21 protein-coding genes and 1 pseudogene are annotated in these 20,812 nt (G+C 66.9%); 11 read left to right on the forward strand and 11 right to left on the reverse strand.

Annotation, left to right across the window (positions count from 1 at the left end; translation table 11 throughout):
- Positions 1-17: 17 nt before the first annotated feature.
- Complete coding sequence (locus ACRB8A_RS16255) at positions 18-1,616, forward strand: carbohydrate-binding domain-containing protein (RefSeq protein ID WP_432245110.1); 1,599 nt, start codon at positions 18-20, stop codon at positions 1,614-1,616.
- A 65-nt stretch (positions 1,617-1,681) separates the two neighbouring features.
- Here ACRB8A_RS16255 and ACRB8A_RS16260 read toward each other — a convergent pair whose 3' ends face one another.
- The 6 genes from ACRB8A_RS16260 to ACRB8A_RS16285 all read right to left on the reverse strand — a co-directional run bounded on the left by ACRB8A_RS16260 (position 1,682) and on the right by ACRB8A_RS16285 (position 8,145).
- Positions 1,682-2,518 (reverse strand): alpha/beta fold hydrolase, encoded by an 837-nt coding sequence (locus tag ACRB8A_RS16260; RefSeq protein ID WP_432245111.1) that lies wholly within the window; start codon positions 2,516-2,518, stop codon positions 1,682-1,684.
- A 146-nt stretch (positions 2,519-2,664) separates the two neighbouring features.
- Positions 2,665-3,840 carry a fatty acid desaturase family protein gene (locus ACRB8A_RS16265; RefSeq protein WP_050685094.1) on the reverse strand — a complete coding sequence of 392 codons (1,176 nt, stop codon included), beginning with the start codon at positions 3,838-3,840 and terminating at the stop codon, positions 2,665-2,667.
- Between the two features lie 13 nt (positions 3,841-3,853).
- Positions 3,854-4,951, reverse strand: coding sequence for a ferredoxin reductase (locus tag ACRB8A_RS16270; protein ID WP_050685093.1), 1,098 nt, complete (start codon positions 4,949-4,951; stop codon positions 3,854-3,856).
- Positions 4,952-5,171: 220 nt separating this feature from the next.
- On the reverse strand, positions 5,172-6,455 hold the full coding sequence (locus ACRB8A_RS16275; protein ID WP_432245112.1) for an MFS transporter: 1,284 nt from the start codon (positions 6,453-6,455) through the stop codon (positions 5,172-5,174).
- On the reverse strand, positions 6,452-7,042 hold the full coding sequence (locus ACRB8A_RS16280; RefSeq protein ID WP_056601348.1) for a Chromate resistance protein ChrB: 591 nt from the start codon (positions 7,040-7,042) through the stop codon (positions 6,452-6,454). Before ACRB8A_RS16280 ends, ACRB8A_RS16275 begins: the two co-directional genes overlap by 4 nt.
- A gap of 71 nt (positions 7,043-7,113) precedes the next feature.
- Positions 7,114-8,145: an LLM class flavin-dependent oxidoreductase gene (locus ACRB8A_RS16285; protein ID WP_432245113.1), complete on the reverse strand. Its 1,032-nt coding sequence runs from the start codon at positions 8,143-8,145 to the stop codon at positions 7,114-7,116.
- Between the two features lie 93 nt (positions 8,146-8,238).
- On the opposite strand from ACRB8A_RS16285, the gene ACRB8A_RS16290 reads away from it, so the two are divergent.
- From ACRB8A_RS16290 to ACRB8A_RS16305, 4 genes are all read left to right on the forward strand, one after another.
- On the forward strand, positions 8,239-8,598 hold the full coding sequence (locus tag ACRB8A_RS16290; RefSeq protein WP_432245114.1) for a YnfA family protein: 360 nt from the start codon (positions 8,239-8,241) through the stop codon (positions 8,596-8,598).
- A 49-nt stretch (positions 8,599-8,647) separates the two neighbouring features.
- The gene (lhgO, locus tag ACRB8A_RS16295) at positions 8,648-9,844 is read left to right on the forward strand and encodes an L-2-hydroxyglutarate oxidase (RefSeq protein WP_285241741.1); all 1,197 of its coding nucleotides are present in this window, start codon (positions 8,648-8,650) and stop codon (positions 9,842-9,844) included.
- Between the two features lie 89 nt (positions 9,845-9,933).
- Positions 9,934-10,284 (forward strand): YidH family protein, encoded by a 351-nt coding sequence (locus ACRB8A_RS16300; RefSeq protein WP_056601271.1) that lies wholly within the window; start codon positions 9,934-9,936, stop codon positions 10,282-10,284.
- Positions 10,285-10,288: 4 nt separating this feature from the next.
- A complete protein-coding gene (locus ACRB8A_RS16305; protein WP_432245115.1) occupies positions 10,289-10,702 on the forward strand; it encodes a DUF202 domain-containing protein in 414 nt (137 codons plus the stop codon).
- A 63-nt stretch (positions 10,703-10,765) separates the two neighbouring features.
- Here the strand turns inward: ACRB8A_RS16305 and ACRB8A_RS16310 are convergent, their stop codons facing one another.
- Positions 10,766-11,164: a DUF3592 domain-containing protein gene (locus ACRB8A_RS16310; protein ID WP_050685089.1), complete on the reverse strand. Its 399-nt coding sequence runs from the start codon at positions 11,162-11,164 to the stop codon at positions 10,766-10,768.
- Between the two features lie 80 nt (positions 11,165-11,244).
- Between ACRB8A_RS16310 and ACRB8A_RS16315 the strand changes: the two genes are divergently transcribed.
- The gene (locus tag ACRB8A_RS16315; RefSeq protein WP_050685088.1) at positions 11,245-11,481 is read left to right on the forward strand and encodes a DUF2630 family protein; all 237 of its coding nucleotides are present in this window, start codon (positions 11,245-11,247) and stop codon (positions 11,479-11,481) included.
- Positions 11,482-11,515: 34 nt separating this feature from the next.
- Here the strand turns inward: ACRB8A_RS16315 and ACRB8A_RS16320 are convergent, their stop codons facing one another.
- Entirely contained in the window at positions 11,516-12,202 is a 687-nt protein-coding gene (locus ACRB8A_RS16320; protein WP_285241742.1) for a DUF2848 domain-containing protein, read from the reverse strand.
- 149 nt (positions 12,203-12,351) lie between these two features.
- Here ACRB8A_RS16320 and ACRB8A_RS16325 point away from each other — a divergent pair, with 149 nt between their 5' ends.
- Complete coding sequence (locus tag ACRB8A_RS16325) at positions 12,352-13,734, forward strand: MFS transporter (RefSeq protein WP_285241743.1); 1,383 nt, start codon at positions 12,352-12,354, stop codon at positions 13,732-13,734.
- A 14-nt stretch (positions 13,735-13,748) separates the two neighbouring features.
- On the opposite strand, the gene ACRB8A_RS16330 is transcribed toward ACRB8A_RS16325, so the two are convergent.
- Positions 13,749-14,405 carry a GntR family transcriptional regulator gene (locus tag ACRB8A_RS16330; RefSeq protein WP_050685086.1) on the reverse strand — a complete coding sequence of 219 codons (657 nt, stop codon included), beginning with the start codon at positions 14,403-14,405 and terminating at the stop codon, positions 13,749-13,751.
- 31 nt (positions 14,406-14,436) lie between these two features.
- Here ACRB8A_RS16330 and ACRB8A_RS16335 point away from each other — a divergent pair, with 31 nt between their 5' ends.
- The gene (locus ACRB8A_RS16335; RefSeq protein ID WP_432245116.1) at positions 14,437-15,231 is read left to right on the forward strand and encodes a carbon-nitrogen hydrolase family protein; all 795 of its coding nucleotides are present in this window, start codon (positions 14,437-14,439) and stop codon (positions 15,229-15,231) included.
- A 72-nt stretch (positions 15,232-15,303) separates the two neighbouring features.
- Here the strand turns inward: ACRB8A_RS16335 and ACRB8A_RS16340 are convergent.
- Positions 15,304-15,714, reverse strand: a pseudogene (locus tag ACRB8A_RS16340) (MarR family winged helix-turn-helix transcriptional regulator); the annotation flags it as partial.
- Between ACRB8A_RS16340 and ACRB8A_RS16345 the strand changes: the two are divergent.
- A complete protein-coding gene (locus tag ACRB8A_RS16345; protein WP_432245117.1) occupies positions 15,676-15,996 on the forward strand; it encodes a VOC family protein in 321 nt (106 codons plus the stop codon). The pseudogene ACRB8A_RS16340 and the gene ACRB8A_RS16345 overlap by 39 nt on opposite strands.
- 319 nt (positions 15,997-16,315) lie before the next feature.
- Positions 16,316-17,689 (forward strand): ammonium transporter, encoded by a 1,374-nt coding sequence (locus tag ACRB8A_RS16350; protein ID WP_432245118.1) that lies wholly within the window; start codon positions 16,316-16,318, stop codon positions 17,687-17,689.
- Positions 17,690-17,791: 102 nt separating this feature from the next.
- Here the strand turns inward: ACRB8A_RS16350 and ACRB8A_RS16355 are convergent, their stop codons facing one another.
- Positions 17,792-18,418, reverse strand: a complete 627-nt coding sequence (locus tag ACRB8A_RS16355; protein ID WP_432245119.1) for a helix-turn-helix transcriptional regulator — start codon at positions 18,416-18,418, stop codon at positions 17,792-17,794.
- Positions 18,419-18,595: 177 nt separating this feature from the next.
- On the opposite strand from ACRB8A_RS16355, the gene ACRB8A_RS16360 reads away from it, so the two are divergent.
- Positions 18,596-20,770, forward strand: a complete 2,175-nt coding sequence (locus ACRB8A_RS16360) for a transglycosylase domain-containing protein (protein WP_432245120.1) — start codon at positions 18,596-18,598, stop codon at positions 20,768-20,770.
- Positions 20,771-20,812: the final 42 nt, after the last annotated feature.

The following is a 20,812-nucleotide window of genomic DNA, read 5'->3' on the forward strand; positions in this document are numbered from 1 at the left end:
CCCAAAGGACCTTCACCATGAAAAGCTTCCGTTCATACCTCTCCGTTGCAGCCCTCGCCGCCGCGATCGGCCTGGCAGGCTGCTCAGTGGCCGCGACCACCCCCACCGGGGTGTCGTCCGTCAGCGGCGCCACCACCGGCAGCAGTTCCACGGCCACCACCGGGACGGCGCAGGCCGTTTCGCTGGACACCCTGGCTGAGGACACCCACTACGACGCCGACGACCTCACCTGGGACGCAGCCAGCGAAGTAGCCGTCACGCTGGCGGACGGTGCCAGTGCCGTGGCCGGCGGCACAACGTCGGACGCGGTCACGGTGGATGGCGATACGGTGACCATCACCACCGCCGGCACCTACCGCCTCAGCGGTTCCCTTTCCGACGGCCAGGTGGTGGTCGCTGCCGGCGAGGAGGACACCGTCCGGATCATCCTGGCCGGCGCGGACATCACCAGCTCCACCGGTTCCCCGTTTGTGGTCCAGAGCGCCGACGAGGCCATCGTGTTCCTCGAGGACGGCACCAGCAACGCGCTCAGCGACGCCACCAGCTACACGGACCAGGGCACGGACGCCCCCAACGCGGCGCTGTACTCCATGGCCGATCTGACCATCGCCGGCACCGGAGCGCTGACGGTGGACGGTAACTACAACGACGGGATCGCCAGCAAGGACGGCCTGGTCCTGGCGGCCGGCAACGTCACGATTAAGGCAGCGGATGACGGAATTGTGGGCAAGGACTACGCCGTCCTCCTCGACGGCGCCTACCAGGTCACCGCGGGCGACGACGGCTTCAAAAGCGACAACGACACAGACGAAGGCCGCGGCTGGGTCCTCATCAACGGCGGCACCCTGACCGTTTCAGCGGCCGACGACGGCGTCAAGGCCTTCAACACCCTCACCATCGCGGCCGGTACCACCACCGTGACGGAGTCGGAGGAAGGCCTCGAGGCACAGCACATCGTGATAGCGGGCGGCACGGCCACCGTCACCTCGAACGACGACGGCGTGAACGCCTCGGGCGGCAGCTCCACCACGGGCACGGCGCAAGGCGGCATGGGCGGCGGCGAGACGGTGGGCGACTACACCGTGGAGGTGACCGGCGGCCTGCTGACAATCAACGCCCAGGGTGACGGCCTGGATTCCAACGGCAACGCGTCCATCTCCGGCGGCACCGTGATCGTCAACGGCCCCACAAACAGCGGCAACGGCGCGCTGGACGTCAACGGCGAACTGGCCGTGACCGGGGGTACCGTTGCCGCCGCCGGCAGCGCCGGGATGGTGGTAACCCCGGGCAGCACCTCCACCCAGTCGGGAGTCCAGGTTGCCCTGGATTCCACGGTGTCAGCGGGCACCGTGATCCAGCTCGCCGACTCCTCCGGCACCGTGGTGGCGGCCTTCGTCACCACCAAGGCAACGCAGTCGCTGGTGTTCTCGTCGGCGGCCATCACGGCGGGGGCGGAGTACACCGTGTACACCGGCGGAACTGCCACCGTCAGCGCGGGCCTCGGCGAAGGGACCCTGGACGGCGCCTCCAGCGCCGGCACCGTGACCGCCGGCGAATACACGGCGGCGCAGGGCCCGGGCGGCGGCATGGGCGGGATGGGTAGCGGCCGGATGTAACTGGCCACCACATGGAACGGGTGGCAGCGGACTTCCGCTGCCACCCGTTTCAGTGCGTTAAGGGCCTACTTGGCCAGGAACCCGAGCAGGGCCTCGTTCACCTCTGCCGCGTGCGTCCACAGCAGGCCGTGCGGGGCACCTTCGATTTCCACGTAGTCGGCGCTGGGCAGGGCCTTCGCGAACAGGCGTCCGGTGGAGTCGATGGGCAGGATGTTGTCTGCGGTGCCGTGCACAATCAGGGCCGGGACGTCAATTTTGGGAATGTCGGCCCGGAAGTCGGTCAGCCACGTGGGCTGGGCCGCCACGGACGCGGTGGCGCTGGCGCCGGCAGCAAGGATCCAGCCGGCGTCGATGACTTCCTGGCTGAGCCGGGGCGTGCCCAGGAACGTGTCGGCGTTGTAGAAGTTCTTGAAGAATTCCGTGAAGAAGGCGTACCTGTCTACGGTGACGGCTTCCTTGAGACCATCGAAGACTTCCTGCGGAACACCGCCGGGGTTGTCATCGGTTTGCAGCAGGTACGGTTCCAGGGAACCCAGGAACGCTGCCTTGGCCACGCGGGCCGAGCCGTAAGTGCCCAGGTAGCGGCCCACCTCCCCGGTGCCCATGGAGAAGCCCACCAGGACAACATCACTGAGGTCCAGGCTGGTCAGGAGGGTGTTGAGGTCCGCGGCGAAGGTGTCATAGTCGTAGCCTTCGGTGGGTTTGCTGGACTTGCCGAAGCCGCGGCGGTCGTAGGTGATGACGCGGTAGCCTGCGGCCAGCAGGGCAGCCGTCTGCTTCTCCCACGAGGAGCCGTCCAGCGGGTAGCCGTGGATCAGGACCACGGGCTGTCCCGCGCCGTGGTCCTCGTAGTACAACTCGATGTCGGTGCTGTTCTCGGTGCCAACTTTGATAAGTGCCATGGGCAGTCCTTTCGGGAGGGGGGCGGTCACCGGTCCTCCGGTACCCGCAGTTTCCACTCTAGGACGGTTGCGCGGCCGGTTTCACTGAACCGGCAGAAACAAAAGCACCCCCGGCGTGATCCGCCGGGGGTGCTTTCGAAAAGGGGTTACGCCTGGGCAGTGGCCGGCTTGCCCGGAAGGGCCAGCTTGAAGACCTTGGCCCAGGAGGAGCCAACCTGCTTCAGCAGCGGGCCGGTGGTGTACTTCAGGCCGTAGCGCTGGCAGATCTCGCGGACCCGGGGAGCCACTTCGGCGTACCTGTTGGAGGGCAGGTCCGGGAAGAGGTGGTGCTCGATCTGGTGGGACAGGTTGCCGGTCATCAGGTGCATGAACTTTGAACCTGAGATGTTGGCGGAGCCGATCATCTGGCGGACGTACCAGTCACCCCGGGTTTCGCCTTCCACCATTTCCTCGGTGAAGGTGTCGGTGCCTTCGGGGAAGTGGCCGCAGAAGATGACCGCATGCGCCCAGACGTTGCGGACCGCATTGGCAGTGATGGTGCCCAACAGTGCCTGCTTGGCGGAGCCGGTGAGCATGGCCACTGCCGGGGTGGCGGCGTAGTCCTTGGTGAACTGCGTGATGACCTTTTTGCCCAGGGCCTTGAGGTCCTTGTTCAGCGCTTCCTTGGACTTGAGCCCCGCCTTGTACTCGGTCAGCTCAAGGTCATAGACGGCGATGCCCCATTCGAAGATGGGGGCCAGGATGGCGTTGAACAACGGGTTGGCCAGGTTGATCGGCTTCCACGGCTGGTTCTCATCCATACGCAGGAGGTTGTATCCGACGTCGTTGTCCTTGCCCACCACGTTGGTCCAGCGGTGGTGGAGGTCGTTGTGGGTGTGCTGCCACGAGCGTGAGGGGGTAACGAAGTCCCACTCCCAGGTGGTGGAGTGGATGTCCGGGTCCCGCATCCAGTCCCACTGGCCGTGCAGGATGTTGTGGCCCAATTCCATGTTTTCCAGGATCTTGGCCAGGCTCAGCAGCGTGGTTCCGGTGACCCACGCTGCCTTGTTTTTGCTGACCAGGAGCGCGGCGCGGCCGGAAATCTCCAGGCCACGCTGGATTTTGATCATGCGGCGGATGTAGGCGGCGTCGGCGGCGCCCCGCTTGCCCAGGATCTCGTCGCGGATGGCGTCCAGCTCGCGGCCCAGCTCGGCCACCTGCTCGTCGCTGAGGTGGGCAGCGGCGGGTGGCCGGACGGTGGGGCTGCCGGATTCCGCCAACTTCCCGGGGCGCGTTCGCGGGCTCTCGGTGGGAGTGGCTTTGGTGGGTGAAATTACAGACATACCTTGATGCTCCTCAGAGTTCGAGGTTGACGGGTCCGGCGGCTGCCGAGACACACGTTTGGATAAGTTGGCCGGGCTCGCCGTGGACCTCGCCGGTGCGGAGGTCCCGGACCTGTCCGGCCAGGAGGGGGGTCAGGCAGCTGTGGCAGATGCCCATCCGGCAGCCGCTGGGCATCAGCACCCCTGCGTCCTCGCCGATGTCCAGGATGGGGGTATCGCCGTCAGCTTCCACTTCCCGGTCCGAGGCTTCGAAGGTGACCAGGCCGCCGTCGAATCCCACGCCGCCGGCGAAGGTGGTGTTGAAGCGTTCGATCATGAGGTTGCCGGCGCTGCCGGCCACTGCCACGTCGGTGCCGGGCGCCGCGGTGGTCAGCAGCGCGCGCTTCCAGAGGTCCTCGGCGTCGTCCAGGAAGCTGTCCGGGCCGCAGGCATACGCTGCACGTTCCTTCCAGTCCGGGCAGATCTCGTCCAGCTGGGAGGTGCTGGTCAGGTCCATGCGGCCCTGCTCACCCGTGAACCAGTGCGCCAGCCGGAAGTTGGGGAACTGGTCCGCAAGTTCGGCGAGTTCCTCGCGGAACAGGCTGTCTCCCGGCGTACGCGCTGAATGAACCAGCACAACGTCGGCATCCGGACGCCGCGGCACAAGAGTCCGGATCATGGACATCACCGGAGTGATGCCGCTTCCCGCGGTGACCATCAGGAGGGGACGCGGGTGCTCGGGGAGGACGAAGTCGCCCTGCGGCGGCGCCAGGAAGAGGACGTCGCCGGGCCGGGTGGTGCGCACCAGGGTGCCCGATACTGCTCCGACGTCCGTAACGGTGATGGCAGGATCTTTGCCGGCTGCGGCGCTGAGGGAATAGGAGCGCCAGTGGCGGACGCCGTCGAGTTCCACTCCGATGCGGGCCCACTGGCCTGCCAGGTGCGACTGCCAGCCGCGGCCGGGGCGGAAGAAGATGGTGGCGGACTGGGCGGTCTCCTGGACTACCCTGGTCACAACGCCACGGAGTTGCCGGGCGGAGAAGACAGGGTTGAAGAGGGCAAGGATGTCCTCGGGGGCCAGCGGTGTGGTGATCACCGAGGCCGCCTGCGCGAGTTGTCGTAGCCGGATCATGCGTTAAATCCTAGAGCGGCGCGAGCCATATTTCTCTCATTCCGTCATATGACCGTTCCGCAGTCACGCTGTTGGGGCGCTAAGCCCCCAAGCCGCACTTTAAGAGTAACGGCTGGGGCAGCCCAATGGTTCCGCGGGGGGAGTTTCTGGCAGCAGGAACGGCAGGTCCTGCCGGGTCTTAGTTTTTTGCTGATCCGTCCGGGGGCTGCGTCACTGCAGTTCAGGTGCGTTTCCGCGAATTCCGGAGGGTAACTGAAGAGGAGTCAGCTTTAGTCGTTTCGGCCGCCATCCTGGCTGTACCGGTGAGGCGCAACGCAACGAAGCAGGTGGCAGCGGCCGCGGCAAGCAGTGCCGCCAGGAAGCCGAGTCCGGCCGCGATACCGGCGATGGTCGCGATGCCGCCGACGATCAGCGGGCCTGCTGCGTCGCCCAGTTCCCGGCCCAGTTCGGCCGTGCCCATGGTCCGGCCCATCCGTTCGTGCGGAGTGTTCGCTGCAAGATGGGCGAAGCCCAGGGGCGTGGCGATGCCGATGCCCAGTCCGATGAGCGCTGCGGCGGGGTACAGCGTGAAAGGCTGTGGCGCAAGGGCGAGGATGATGATTCCCATGGCGATCAAAGCCAGCGCAGCCGCCATGCCGGTCCGGGGAACAATCCGCCCTTCATCACGGAAACGGCCGATGACGGGTTGGGTGAGCGTCGATGAGAGCGCCAGGACGGCAACGGCACCCATGCTGACGGTGACGGGCAGGTCCATGGAGTTGCCAAGCAGGGGCAGGAAGCCGACGGCGACCCCCAAAGCGCCCGTGGCTCCTGCCAGGACCATCGTGGGTACCAGGAATCCGCGGTCCGTGCTCTGGCGAAGGAGGTCAGCCAGGGTGTAGCGCGGACGCGTCAGCGCCGGAAGTCCGGGCAGGGCGGCAAGGGTCCAGATGGCTGTCGCTGCCGAGCACACGGCGAGTGTGATGAACAGTGCGGGGAAGCCGCCGGCCCAGATCAGCCCTGCGCCAAGGAGCGGGCCAAGGACGTATCCCATGCCCTTCCAGGAACCGTAGCGGCCAAAGTAGCGTCCGGCCGCAGCGGGACCTGCAAGCCTGGCGACGGCGGCGGAGGATGCGGGCGAGAATGCGGACGCTGCCGCGCCCTGGCCAAGGCGGGCGAGGGCCAGCAGTGCGGGACCGGTGGCAAAAGCGCCGATGAGTGACGCGGCGCTGAAGGCGATGAGGCCGCCCACGATCACCGGTTTGACGCCGATCCTGTCGCTCAGCGAGCCGAAGACTGGTTTCAAAAAGACCTCTGCGACGTCATAGAGGGCCAGAAGAATACCGAAGGTCAGCAGGCTCAGGCCGATGTTTCCCCCCTCCACGCCCAATCCCGCGGCTATGCTGTGGGCCCCGAACGCGGTGGTGAACCCGGCTCCATAGAGGGGCGCGAGGACCCGCAACGACGGGTGTTCCTGCCCGTTGCCGGTCTGGGTGTCCGCAGCCGCGTTTCGCCGCCGGCTCATCCCGCTGCCTCTTTTTCTGAGGTTCCGGCCACGTCCTGGTCCTCAGCGGTGGCGTGGACCGTTTTATAGACCCGGTCAGCGAAGCCGTCGAGGAGGTTGCTGCATGCCCGCAACTTTTGCTCGGCGTCCTGGGCCTCGGAGAGCTCCAACACGTCCCGCTTCTTGAGTTCGCGGTACCAGCGGCGCAAACGGTCCAGGCTTTGCTCTTCCTCTTCGAGCTCGGCGAAGGTGAATTTTTCCTTCTCGATCTCTTTGGCGATCTCCTGCCCGAACTTAAAGCAGTCGCCGATGAATTCAGCCCACTCCTCGGCGCGGGCGGCGCGGAACAGGGTTCTGAACAGGTCAGCCGACGAAAGATCCCTGGGCGAGACCGTCACGACGGCGAACGTGCCGTTGCCCTGGCCGCAGAGGTCCCTGGCCCGCTCGATACCGGCTTCGAACACCGGGACCGCAGGCAGCGTCCACAGTCCGGGCGACACAGGCACCGCTCCTGTTTTGCGCAGCTGCCGCCACACGGACACCCGGTGTTTGGACGGCTGCGCCGGAATCTGCACCAGCAACAGCAGCCAGTCAGGATCATTAGTCACATAGGGAAGTGTAACCGCTGTTACAAACTGGTTATGGATCGACTTGCATCGGCGGGCGCCGGGACAGCATCTCAGGCGCGCCTGGGCTGCCATCCCAGGGACGGGGCGATGTGCCGGGCGATGTTTCCCAGGAGTTTTGCGTTGAAGTCCACACCCAGCTGGTTGGGGACCGTCAGCAGGAGCAGGTCAGCGGCCTGGACGGCGGAGTCGGCGGCGAGTTCGCGTGCCAAGGCGTCCGGTTCACCCACGTAGCTTTTGCCGAACCGCGCCGTCAGCCCGTCAATGACGCCCACCTGGTCCCGGCCTTCACGCAGCGCGCTGCCGGCAAAGTAGCGGGCGTCTTCGGCGTCCACAATGGGCAGGATGCTGCGGCTCACCGACACCTGGGGCGTGAAGGAATGCCCGGCGGCGGCCCAGGCGTCCCGGAACAACCGGATCTGTTCAGCCTGCAACTCGTGGAACGGCACGCCGGTGTCCTCGGTGAGCAGGGTGGAGCTCATCAGGTTCATGCCCTGCTCGGCAGCGCGCACGGCTGACTTGCGGGAGCCTGCGCCCCACCAGATCCGCTCGCCGAGTCCGGGCGACTGCGGTTGGACGGGGAGCAGCCCGGTGGTGGCGGCAAATCTGGGATCGGCGTTGGCCACGCCTGCCCCGCTGATGGCCGATCGGAAGAGGTCGGTGTGCTGGTGGGCCATGTCTTCATCGGTCTCCCCCGCCTGCGGGCGGTAGCCAAAGGCCGCAGCGCCGTTGAGGGCCGGCTCAGGTGAACCACGGCTGATGCCCAGCTGCAGCCGGTTCCTGCTGATGAGGTCCGTGGCGGCAGCTTCCTCCGCCATGTACAGCGGATTCTCGTAGCGCATGTCAATCACGCCGGTGCCGATGGCGATCCGGCTGGTGCGGGCGGCGATGGCGGCCAGCAGGGGAAACGGCGAGGACTGCTGCCGGGCGAAGTGGTGGACCCGGAAGAAGGCGCCGTCCACGCCCAGTTCCTCCGCGGCCATGGCCAGGTCGATGCCCTGCAGCAGCATGTCGCCGGCACTCCGGGTCTGGCTGCCCTGGCCGGGGCCCCAATGGCCGAAGGAAAGGAATCCGATTCGTTGCATATCTGCAGCAACCGGGAACACCCGCCCCGCATTCCCGGCGCCGCTGGTTCGGGCACCCCCGTCCCGCCAGGACGGAGCTGGCATGATGGCCGGGTGGACACAACAAATGACGCCGCTGCCGTGGCAAAAACGGCGTTGCTGTTCCTGCTGGCTGCGGTCGCGGAAATCGGCGGGGCCTGGCTGGTGTGGCAGGCGGTGCGCGAAGGCAGGGACTGGTGGTGGGCCGGGCTGGGCGTTATCGCGCTGGGCATTTACGGCTTTGTGGCCACCCTTCAGCCGGATGCCAACTTCGGCCGGATCCTTGCAGCTTACGGCGGGGTATTTGTGGCCGGGTCGCTGGCCTGGGGCATGGCCTTTGACGGCTTCCGTCCGGACCGGTGGGACATCATCGGGTCCATTATTTGCCTGGTGGGTGTCGCGGTAATCATGTTTGCCCCACGCAGCGGGGCCTGAGTCAACCACAGGAGCGCTAGGCTCAAACCTGAAACGGAGAGGCGGCCCAGTGACCCGGACGGACTACTGCATCATTGGCGGCGGCATCGTGGGCCTGGCCACCGCGTACCAGCTCCTTCGCCTGCAGCCGGATGCCTCGCTGGTGCTGCTCGAAGCGGCACCGGAACTGGCCTCCCACCAGACCGGCCACAACAGCGGGGTGATCCATTCCGGCATCTATTACGCCCCGGACAGCCTCAAGGCCCGGTTCAGCATGGCCGGCGCGCAGCAGACCAAGGAGTTCTGCCGGGAGCACGGCATCGACTACGCGGAACCGGGCAAACTGCTGGTGGCAACCTCGGAACTGGAACTGGCCCGACTGGGCCAGCTGGAGGACCGCGCCGCCATCCACGGCCTGCCCTGCGAGCGCATCGACGCCTCGGAACTGGCCCGCCGGGAGCCGAACATCACCGGGCTGGGGGCGCTGTTCCTCCCGGACACCGGAATTGTGGACTACCGCGCCGTAGCCCAAAAACTCGCGGAGCTGGTGGTAGCGGCCGGCGGGCAGGTGGTCACCGGCGCACCAGTGACCTCCATCCGGGAAGATCCGGATCTGGTGCATGTAGGCACGGCGACGGCGGACTACACCTGCCGCCGGCTGGTGGCCTGCGCCGGGCTGCAGTCCGACCGGATGGCGGAGCTGGCGGGGATGGACATCGATGTCCAGATCATCCCGTTCCGGGGCGAGTACTTTGCGCTTCCGGCTGCCATGTCCGGGTATGTCCGGCACCTGATCTATCCGGTGCCGGACCCTGCCCTGCCGTTCCTGGGGGTCCACCTGACGCCCACGGTGGCCGGCACCATAACGGTGGGGCCCAACGCGGTGCTGGGCATGGCGCGGGAGGGCTACCCCAAGTTCTCGGTGAACGTCCGGGACGTTGCCCGCTACGCGCGGTTCCCGGGGTTCTGGAAGGTGGCCCGGAACCACGCGGGGACCGCCGTCCGTGAGGTCCGCAACTCCTTGTTCAAAGCCAGTTACCTCCAGGAATGCCGGAAGTACGCTCCCGGGTTGCGCGCAGCCGACCTGCTGCCGTTTGAGGCCGGCATCAGGGCACAGGCTGTCCGCCGGGACGGCACCCTGATCCATGATTTCCTTCTTGCTGAAACGGAGCGGATGATCCACGTGCTGAACGCGCCCTCGCCTGCGGCCACTGCCGCCCTTCCCATCGGTGCCCACCTGGCCGGCAAGGCGGTGCTGGCACCGTGACGGACAACAGGGACACGTCCGCGGCGCCGGATCCCGGCGGGCGGCCGGGGGCACAACCCGCGCCGACAGCACATCCACCGCGCGGCAGGATGGCGGAACGGCTGCTTCCCGGCGGCGAGGAGCCGGACCCCCGGTTCACCCTGGCCAACGAACGGACGTTCCTGGCCTGGATCCGAACCTCCCTGGCGCTCCTGGCCGGCGGCATCGCAATCGAGGCCTTCACCGAGGATCTTTTTGTGGTTCCGGTCCGCAAAGGCCTGGCCATGATCCTGCTGCTGATGGGAATCCTGCTCAGCGCCGGGTCAGCAGTGCGGTGGCTCCGGGTGGAGCGGAGCATGCGGAACAAAGCACCCCTGCCTTTGCCCCTGGTGGTGCCGCTGCTGGCGGGGGCAGGCGCCCTGGCAGCCGCCGTTGTCCTGGCCTTTGTCCTCTGGCGCTGACGCCATGTCATCGTTGGGAGGCACAGCACCCGGCCATAACGGGTCAGGCCACAGCAATTCAGGCCACAACGGTTCAAGCCATAACGGGTCAGGCCCTAACAGTTCAGGCCACGGCGACCCCGGCCTGCAACCTGAGCGGACCACCCTTGCCTGGGGCCGGACCGTGCTTGCCCTGGTGAGCGTCAGCGCCATTTTCCTGCGCTGGCTGCCGCAGCACGGGTTGCCCATCCTGCTGATGTTTGCCGTGTCCGCCGCCGCGGCGGCAGCCATTTATCTCACCCAGCGGCGCCGGTACGGCGCCTTTTCCCGCGGCCTGGTCCGGGAGCGGGTGGACGCTGACGCCGCAGCGGTGCTGTGGACGGCAGCTGCCGGCGTGGCGCTGGGCGGCCTGGGCATCGGCGTGGTGCTGGCCGGTTAGCCTGCGGAGATAACTGCCAGGCCGCCGTCGTACTCCTGGTTCTGGACTGCTGGCTGGTTACTGCTAAAACATGGGCAGGACAAAGCCCGCCAGCAGGGCCACCGCACCGATGGCGGTCAGGCAACGCCCCAGGACCAGGGCGGTCCGGGCCGGTTCCTCCGGCACGGTGACCTGCCACTGCGTGGGCCGTTTGGGGTGGTAGTAGATGGGCAGGGTATCGCCGATGGCCAGGTCCTTGATGTCATGCGGGGACATGGGCGCATGGTGGACCTGGTACTTCCGGTCGAACCAGCGGAAACCCACGCCGGTGCTGTCCGAATACACCACAGCCTCGGCCACCACCCAGGGATGCACAAAGCGACGCAGGATCCCGGTATAGAAGAGCAGGCCCAGCCCCACGGGCAGGCACAACCAGGTCAGCATTTCCAGGATTGGACCTGCCATATCAAGCACAGTGGGCATGCTGTTGATGGTACAGGGGCTGGTGGGTGGCGCCCGGACTCCGTACGCTGGGCAGGACCGTCCAAACGATAGGGGAAACCGTGAACGACCAGGATCTTTTGGCGAAAATCCAGGCGCTGGTGGAGGAGGAGCATGCCCTCCGGGACGACACCGGCACCGGCCACACCCCGGACAAGGCGCGGCTCCGCCAGGTTGCCGAAAGCCTGGACCAGTGCTGGGACCTGCTGCGGCAGCGCCGGGCCAAGGCGGAGTCGGGCGAGAACCCGAACGACGCCGAGACCCGGCCCGTGAGCGAAGTTGAGGGCTACAAGCAGTAGCCTTCGCCGCATCCCACCGGAACCCCGGGCCGGGTCAGCCGATCGGTTCCGCCATCTCCGCCACCACGTACTGGGCGTCGACTGCCAGCCCGGTGACCGGGTCCGCCAGCTCCACCTTCCAGCTGCGGGCAAACTGGTCCACCCCCGCGGTCATGGCCACCGTGCCTGAGATCAGCACGGTGCCCGGCTTGTTCAGGCCACGCTCCGCAAGGACTTCGAGCCAGTAGTCAGGTGTCAGGAGCGCCGCCAGTGAACTGTCCTGGATCAGCGTGTCCGGGGTATCCCCTGCCCCCACCCAGCCCTTGAGCGTGATCCGGTCCAGGTGCGGCCGGACGTCGTCCAGCCACCACGCCTTCCGGCCCAGGACATCAGGGCTGGCGTTTTTGCTCCAGGCAACGCCGTGGACTTCCAGCGCCCTGTCGGTGTGGTCGCACGCCACCGTCAGCAGCACGCCGTCCGCCGTAATGACCAGCGCCCATTCCGCTTCGCCCGAGGTCCTGGCGTGCTGGACCTGGACTTCGGCAACCTGCTGTGCCAGGTACGGCGAAACCGGGTAGAGCGCCGGCGTGGTGCTGGGACCCGGGACCCCAAGTTCCGCCAGTTCGGCGATGTGCGCCTGGACCTCGTCCTGCTCCCTGCCCGCGTAGCCCGCGTTTAGGAGGTTCGTGACCTGGACGTCCGTGGTGCTGCCATCGGGAAGTTCGAAGCTGAGAAGCGTCATGGTTGATCAGTCCTTTTCGGTGCTGCGGGCGGAAAATTAACACATCGGAAACCGTAAACAGTCGCCAATGTACATCCAGTATGCGTAATGTATACATTTAACGCCAGCGTGACAGGCGTCACTCGCAAATAACACTGTGGAGGCACTCCTTGATCAACTCCCCCGCCCAGGGCGCGACGCCGCACCCCAAGCCCGTCCACCCCAAAGGCCTGTACAAGGCCTTCGCCGCCAGCCTGACCGGCACCGCGCTCGAATGGTACGACTTCGCCGTTTACTCGGCAGCTGCAGCAGTTGTTTTCCCCCTCGTTTTCTTCCCCTCCTCGGACCCCCTTACCGGAACCATCCTGGCTTTCTCCACCTATGCGGTGGGCTATGTTTCCCGGCCCGTGGGCGGCATCATCTTTGGCCGGCTCGGGGACCGGATCGGGCGCAAGAAGGTCCTGGTCACCACGCTGATGATCATCGGGGTGGCCACCGTCCTGATCGGCGTCCTGCCCGGTTATGACAGCATCGGCATCACGGCGCCCATCATCCTGGTCCTGCTGCGCTTCGCCCAGGGTGTGGGTGTGGGCGGCGAATGGGGCGGCGCCGTCCTACTCTCCAGCGAATACGGCGACCCGCACCGCCGCGGCTTTTGGGCCTCGGCAGCACAGGTGGGCCCGCCCGCCGGCAACCTGCTGGCCAACGGCGCCCTGGCCATCCTGACCCTGGCCCTCACCGAGGAGCAGTTCATCAGCTTCGGCTGGCGCATCGCCTTCCTGGTCTCCGCCGTCCTGGTGGGCTTCGGCCTCTGGATCCGGCTCAAGCTGGAAGACACTCCCATTTTCAAAGCCATCGAGGCGCACGGCGAACAGCCCAGCGCCCCGGTCCGCGAAGTGTTCAGCAAGGAACTCCGCCCGCTGATCGCCGCCATCCTGAGCCGCGTGGGTCCGGACGTCCTCTACGCACTCTTCACCGTGTTCACCCTGACCTACGGCATCCAAACGCTCGGCTACGAGCGCAACCAGGTACTCACCGCCGTCCTTATCGGTTCGGCCTTCCAGCTGTTCATGATTCCCTTGGCGGGCGCCGTGTCTGACAGGTTCAACCGCCGCGCCGTCTACGGTGTGGCCGCGATCCTCGGAGCGGTGTGGACGTTTGTATTCTTCGGCATCCTGGGCGGCGACAACCAGCCGATGCTTATTGTCGGCATCGTCCTGGGCTTGATGGCCCACTCCTTTATGTACGGCCCGCAAGCGGCGTTCATCGTAGAGCAGTTCTCGCCCCGCCTCCGGTCCACCGGCAGCTCGCTGGCGTACACGTTCGCCGGTGTGATCGGCGGCGCCATCGCCCCGCTGATGTTCACGCTGCTGCTGTCCCAGTTCGGCAGCTGGATCCCCGTCGCAATCTATGTCGCCGTCGCGGGCGCCGTCACCGTGGTGGGACTGGCGCTGGGCCGGGACTCAAACACCGTGGAGGATGAGGACTACCGGTTGCTGCTCGAAGGCACCGGAACCGCGGACCGGGCGGCCGGCGTCGGCGAATCCCGCTGAGTCCGATCCAACCGTCAGGAGCGGAGCAGGAGGTCCCGCGTCACCGCAAGGTGATGGTCGATCGACTCCTGCGCCAGCCCGGCGTCGCCGGCCACCAGGGCATCAAGGATGTCCTGGTGTTCGGCGCACACCGCCTGGCGGCGGCCGCCCGTGCGGAACAAGGCGGCCACGCCCACCAGGATCTGGCGCACATGGAGTTTGCTGTAGGTACGGGAAATGAGTTCGTTGCCCGCGGCGTCGATCAGCTGCTGATGGAAGAGCGTGTCCAGCCGGATGAATTCGCGGGCGTCGGCCGCCTGGCCGTTTTCGGGGACCCGGGCCTGCAGGTCAAGGGTTTCCTGCATCAGCTGCTGCGGAACGCACTGCTCGGCGATCACCAGGCGGGCCGCGTGGCTCTCCAGGACGCCGCGCAGTTCCATCAGCTCGGAAATCTCCCGGCCGGTGACGGGCGGAACATAGGCGCCCCGCTGCGGGATGAGTTCCACCAGGCCGTCGGAGACCAGGAGCAGCAGCGCTTCGCGGACGGGGGTGCGGGAGACGCCGATCTCGGCAGCGAGCTCCTGCTCATTGAGGAAGCGGCCCTGGAGCTCGGGATCGGTCAGCACGTATTCGCGCAGATGCGCGTAGGCCTTTTCCCGCCCCGACGCGGCCAAACCCGACACTTTTCCCATACATTATGTATACAACAGATTGGAGCCATCCATGCGCCTTGCAGTCGCACAGATCATCACCGGTAAGAGCACCGCAGCCAACCTCGACCTGATCCGGGACTACGCCACCCAAGCCAAGGCGGCCGGCGCGGAACTGGTGGTTTTCCCGGAAGCAGCCATGCGGGCTTTCGGGCACTCCCTGACAGACATCGCCGAACCCCTGGACGGACCCTGGGCACAAAGCGTGCGGAACCTGGCGCAGGAACTGGACATCGCCATTGTCGCCGGAATGTTCACCCCCGGAAAGGACGGCAAGGTCCGCAACACGCTCCTGGTGGCCGGGCCGGGCCTGTCCGCCGCCTACGACAAGGTGCACCTTTTCGACGCCTTCGGGTTTGCGGAATCCAACACGGTGGACGCCGGCGAAACCCCTGTGACATTCGAGCTCAACGGCACCACGTTCGGCCTGGCCACCTGCTACGACGTCCGCTTCCCCGCCCTGTTCACAGCCAACGCCAAGGCAGGCGCGCAGGTCAACATCGTGTGCGCGTCCTGGGGAGCCGGCGAGGGCAAGGCCGAACAGTGGGACCTGCTGGTGCGGGCCCGCGCGCTGGACAGCACCACGTTTGTGGTGGCGTGCGGCCAGGGCGATCCCGAGACCACCGGCGCCGGTCCCGCCGGTTCCGCGCCCACGGGCATCGGCCACAGTGCCGTCATCAGCCCCCTGGGCTCCGCACTCGCAACACTCGGCGGGGAGCCGGGCCTCGCCGTGGTGGACATCGATCCCGCCACCGTGGCCGGCGTGCGGGAAAAGCTCCCCGTCCTCGCCAACGCCCGGACGTTCTGACTCCACTTTTGGATTCACGACGGCGGCTGCGCACCCTGGTGCGCGGCCGCCGTCGGGCGTTCCCCGCCTCTGTTACTGCCCCAGCCCGCTGTCTCCAGCCTCAGCGCCGTCGTTGCCACCGGCACCATCGCCGACCAGCGACCGGATCATGCTCCGCAGGATCCTGGCAGCACCCGCCTGGTCTTCCGGCGTTACGCCGGCCAGCATCCTGACCTCGACCGCCCTGACAGCCTGGCTCGCCTGCTCACGGCGCTTCCTGCCGAGCGGAGTGAGCTGGGTGGGCAGGACCTTCCCCACCCGGGCCGCCGCCGGCCGGGCCACCTGGCCGTCCCGCTCCAGGGCCTGCAGCAGCACGTTCATCGACTGCCGCGTCACAAACGCCCCCCGCGCCAGTTCCGAGTTGGACAGGCCGGGCCGCTGCGCCAGCAGTTCCAGGCACGAGTAGTGCGTCACCGTCATGCCGAGCGGGCGCAGCTCCGCCTCGTCCGGTCACCGGCGGGCCCTCCCCACGCCGTCGTTTTCGAAACGGTCCCGATCGCTTTTGCACTCCGGGACCTCGTTCCCGGCACCGACCTGGCGTCCGTCGCCCAACCCGGCATCGGCGCGGCAATCTGGCTGCACGCCACGGACGTCCAGGCCATCCATGACGCCCTCGCCGCCGACGGCCATCCCATCACCTCGGCGCCCATTGACGGCCCCTTCGGGCGTACGTTCACTTTCGCCGACCCCGACGGCTACCGGATCACCCTCCACGACCGGGCGTAGGACGTGAGGCGCCGTTCATGCCGGGGAAACGTTGGGCATATCGGGCGGCCGACGCCGGCGCCTCACCTGCTGCGGGCAGGCCCACCCCTGATCCCGGGGCCTTCGCCCGCCCCGGCCAGGATTCGGGGGACGCCTGGTCGGGGTGCGTTAACGCGCCCGAAACATACCCGACATGCGAACTTCACAACCGGGCGCTTTGTGTAACACAGGCGCAACTTTGCGGGGCACTGTTCGAAACACGCAGCGCCAAAAATGGACGACGGGGGAAATGCACGGGGCCACGCAGCGCCCCGCCTCAATCGTTCGAAGGGACCTGCCGGTGGAGATCACTGCCCAACACGTCTGGCTGATGATTTCGGCCGCGATGGTTTTGCTGATGACTCCCGGTCTTGGCCTCTTCTACGGCGGCATGACCCGCGCCAAGGCTGCCCTGAACATGATCATGATGAGTTTCATCTCGGCCGGCATTGTTGGCGTGGTGTGGATCCTCTGGGGCTATTCAATGACCACCGGCGAGGGCATCCTGGGTCTCTTCGGCAATCCGTTCACCAGCTTCGGACTGCAGAACCTGATGGGCTCTCCGGACCTGATCAAGGCCGGTTACAGCGCAACCTTCGCCATCATCACCGTGGCACTGATCAGCGGCGCCATCGCCGACCGCGCCAAGTTCAGCGCCTGGGCACTGTTTGTCCCGGTATGGATCACCCTGGTCTACTGCCCGCTGGCCTTTATGATTTGGGGCGGCGGCCTGATGGGCCCCGACGGCGCCGTGACGGCGGCGTTCGGCCAGGTCATCGACTTTGCCGGTGGCGCAGTGGTGGAGATCAGCTCCGGCACCGCGGCCCTGGTCCTGGCGCTCATTGTTGGCCAGCGCCACGGCTTCGCCAAGGATCCCAACCACCGGCCGCACAACGTGCCCTTCATCATGCTGGGTGCCGCCATCCTGTGGTTTGGCTGGTTCGGCTTCAACGGCGGCGCCGCCACCACGGTGGAGCAGGCAGGACTGATCTGGATCAACACCCTGGTCACCCCCGCGGCCGCCATGCTCAGCTGGCTGGTGGTGGAGAAGGTCCGCCACGGACACCCCACGTCGCTGGGTGCGGCCTCCGGCGTTGTGGCCGGGCTTGTGGCCATCACCCCGTCCTGCGCCAACATCAGCCCGGTGGCCGCCATCGGCCTGGGCCTGGTGGCCGGGGCTGCGTGCGCGGTGTTTGTGGACCTGAAGTACAGGTTTGGCCTGGACGACTCGCTGGATGTTGTGGGCGTCCACCTGGGGGCAGGCCTGGTGGGCACGCTCTCACTGGGATTCATCGCCCTTCCGGTGGACGGCCAGGGCGGCGGCCTTTTCTACGGCGGCGGCTTCCAGCAGCTCATAGCGCAGTCCGCGGCCGTGGTGATCACGCTGCTGCTGTCCGGCCTGGGCACACTGGTGATCGGCCGCGTCATCAACAGGACTGTGGGCTTCCGTGTCAGCCACGAGGCGGAAACCGCGGGCGTGGACCTGTCGGAGCACGCAGAGACCGCCTACGCCTTCGGCGAGATGGGGGCCGCTTTCAGCCCGCTGCGGGCCATGCTGTCCGGCACTCCGGCAGCCGAATCGGCCAGTGCTTCAGCCGGCACGCCCGCGCACGACACCCCGGCTCAGGGCAGCCCGGCTCAGGGCAGCAATCCGGAGCTTGTCCGGCAGACCTAGGCCTGAAGGCTCCGATCTGCGGACAAGCCCAGGCTTACCGGCCGGCGCTGGCGGAACAACGCCTGCTCCGGCAACGACGCGACCGACAACCTGCACCCGCACTCAGTCCGCCAGGATCTTGTAAAGCGCGCGGCGGGTCTCATCCATTTTTTCCTGGGCCGCTGCACGCTGTTCAGCCGTGACGCCGCTGCGGAACTGGTGGACGACGGCCATCAGCTTGCCGATGCTCTGGTGGAAGTCCCGGTCCGGATTCTCCGCCCCGGAGTTCCAGGCGTTCTCCATCTCCTCCGCATGCTCGGCCACGTAGGCGCGGCCGGCCTCCGTGAGGGTGAACTCGGTTCCGCGGCCTTCGCTGAGGGCCGCGATCAGGCCTTCATCCACCAGTTGCTGCAGGGTGGGGTAGATGGAGCCGGGGCTGGGCCGCCAGGCACCGTCGGTCTTTTCGGCGATGGTCTTGATCAGGCCGTACCCGTTGGAGGATGCCTCGGCCAGGAGCGAAAGAATAGCGGCCCGGACGTCGCCGCGGCTGGCCCGCCGGGGTCCGCGGCCAAAGCCCGGGCCGAAGCCGGGACCAAACCCGGGCCCGAAGCCGCCGCCAGCACCCGGGCCGAAGCCGGGTCCGAAGCCGCCGCCGCGGTGGCCATGCGGCCCCCGGCGGCCACGGCCGCGCTCGAATCTGCCCCTACCGAACTCGGGGCCTGCAAAGGTGTTTTCAGAATTGCCGTTCATGGTGGCATGTCCCTTCAAGATAACTAACGCTGATTTCTTCAGCGATAGTTAACGATAGATCGTTAACTATCGCCAAGTCAACAGGTCTGGCGAATCGGCACCTGCGCCGGCCGGACGCTGGATCGGCTGCCCCCTGCGGCGTAGTCTGATCCCACCATCAAGCTCGAGGGCTGGCCGATGACAAAGAAGCGGACGTTGACGCGCAGGGTTGCCGCCATCCTGGCGGCCTTCGTGGGATTCCTCACCGTCAGCTGCATTTGCGGGGTGCTGGCCGCCAGCCTCGTGGTACCGGCCGTTGCGGCTGCGGGCATGGGCGTCAGCAACTCCATCGGTTTCTTCGACAGCCTGCCCGCGGAGCTGACGGTGGCACCGCCGTCGCAATCCACCAAGGTCCTCACCTCGGACGGCCAGCCGATCGCCGTCTTCTTCGCCGAAAACCGGGTCCGCGTCCCCCTGGACCAGATGTCCCCGTTCGTCCGGGACGCCATCGTGTCCATCGAGGACAGCAGGTTCTACCAACACGCCGGCGTTGACGTCCAAAGCGTGGTCCGGGCAGTGATGTCCAACCTGACCAAGGGCGGCCAGCAGGGCGCCTCCACCATCACCCAGCAGTACGTCACGAACGTCATCAACGAATCCAGGCTGTCGCAGGACCGCCCGGACGAGGTGATCCTCAGCGGCCAGAAAAACATGGGCGACAAACTTCGCGAAATGAAGCTTGCCATCGCCCTGGAGAAGCAGTTCTCCAAGGACCAGATCCTGGAGGGCTACCTCAACATCGTGTTTTTCAACAGCGATGCCTACGGGATCGAGGCGGCGTCGCGGTATTTCTTCAGCACCACCGCCAAGGACCTCACCCTGCCCCAGGCGGCGCTGCTGGCCGGGCTGGTCAACAGCCCGTCGTACTACAACCCTGCGGTCAACCCGGAGAAGTCCATTGTGCGGCGCAACCAGGTACTGGCGGAGATGCTGCTGATGGGCAAGATCACGCAGGAACAGCACGACACCGCCGTAGCCACCCCCATTGAACTGGTCCTCAATCCCCAGCGGCAGGGCTGCGCCAACGCCGTCCAGGCGCCGTACTTCTGCGACTACATCTCGCACCTCATCCTGAACAATCCGGCGTACGGGGCCAGCCTGATTGAACGCCAGCGGACGCTGTACCGCGGCGGCCTGACCATCGTCACCACCCTGGACAGCAGGCTGCAGGCGGCGGCGCAGGTCCAGGTGGACAGCTCGGCAGGGGAAAATCCGGACCGGTGGGGCGCAGCGCTGGTGTCCATCCAGCCCGGGACCGGAAAGATCCTGGCCATGGCCCAGAACACGGTGTTCCTGCCGGAGCCCGGCAGGTTCGACACGCAGCTGAACTTCAGCGTCGACGCCAGGGATCCGGACGGGAACGACCTCAACGGGGCCGGCGGGTTCCAGCCGGGATCCACCATGAAGCCGTTCACGTTTGCCGAGTGGCTCAACGAAGGCAAGTCCGGCACCGCCGTGGTGGATGCCTCCCGGCGGGTCTACCCCCTTGGCTTCCCTTGGCGGTCCACCTGCGGTCGGGTGCTGGGGGCCTACAGCACGGCGCAGAACAACCCTGAATTTGGGGCCGCGGACGATCTGCAGAACTCCGAACCCGGCTTCTACCGGCCCATGCCCATCAATTACGGGCTGTACAACTCGATCAACACCGCCACCTTCGCCACCGCTGCGCAACTGGATTTCTGCGGCATCCAGAAAATGGTGGACACGGTGGGCCTGCACAGCGGGCTGGACGGCGCCCAGATCAACATGCACCAGCTGGGCAACCTGCTGGGTGCCATCGGGGTCGCGCCGCTGCATCTGGCCAACGCCTTCGCCACGTTCGCCAATGACGGCCGGTACTGCACCCCGGTGGCCCTCCTGGAGGTCCGGGACGCGGCGGGTGGCCAGTTGCCCGTGCAGCCCACGGAGTGCCGGGACGCGGTGAAGCCGGCCGTGGCGCGCGGCGTTAATGCTGTCCTCCAGGATGTGATGAAGATGGGCTCGGGGGTGTGGATCCAGCCCAAGGTCCACACCCGTTTCCCGGTGGCTGCCAAAACCGGGACGTCCAACAACAACGGCTCCACCTGGGTGGTGGGGTACACCACCGGCCTGGCCACGGCGTCCTTCTTCGGCGATGCGCTGGAAGGCCAGAGCCGGCCGGGCCAAAACGTCACCATCAACGGAACCTTCTACCCCAGGCTGGACGGTTACATGATCGCGGGCCCGCAGTGGGCCAACTACATGCTGGCGGTGGCACCGCTGTTCCCCACCGGGGCGTTCCCGGCACCCCCACCTCCCCCACCGCCGCCGGCCACGCCCAGCCCCCGCCGCTAGCAGTGCCGCCGGGCCCGGCAGCCGGACGCGCCAGCTGCTCCT

Origin of the sequence: Arthrobacter sp. G.S.26 (genome assembly GCF_050847375.1) — a bacterium.
Classification (GTDB): Bacteria; Actinomycetota; Actinomycetes; order Actinomycetales; family Micrococcaceae; genus Arthrobacter.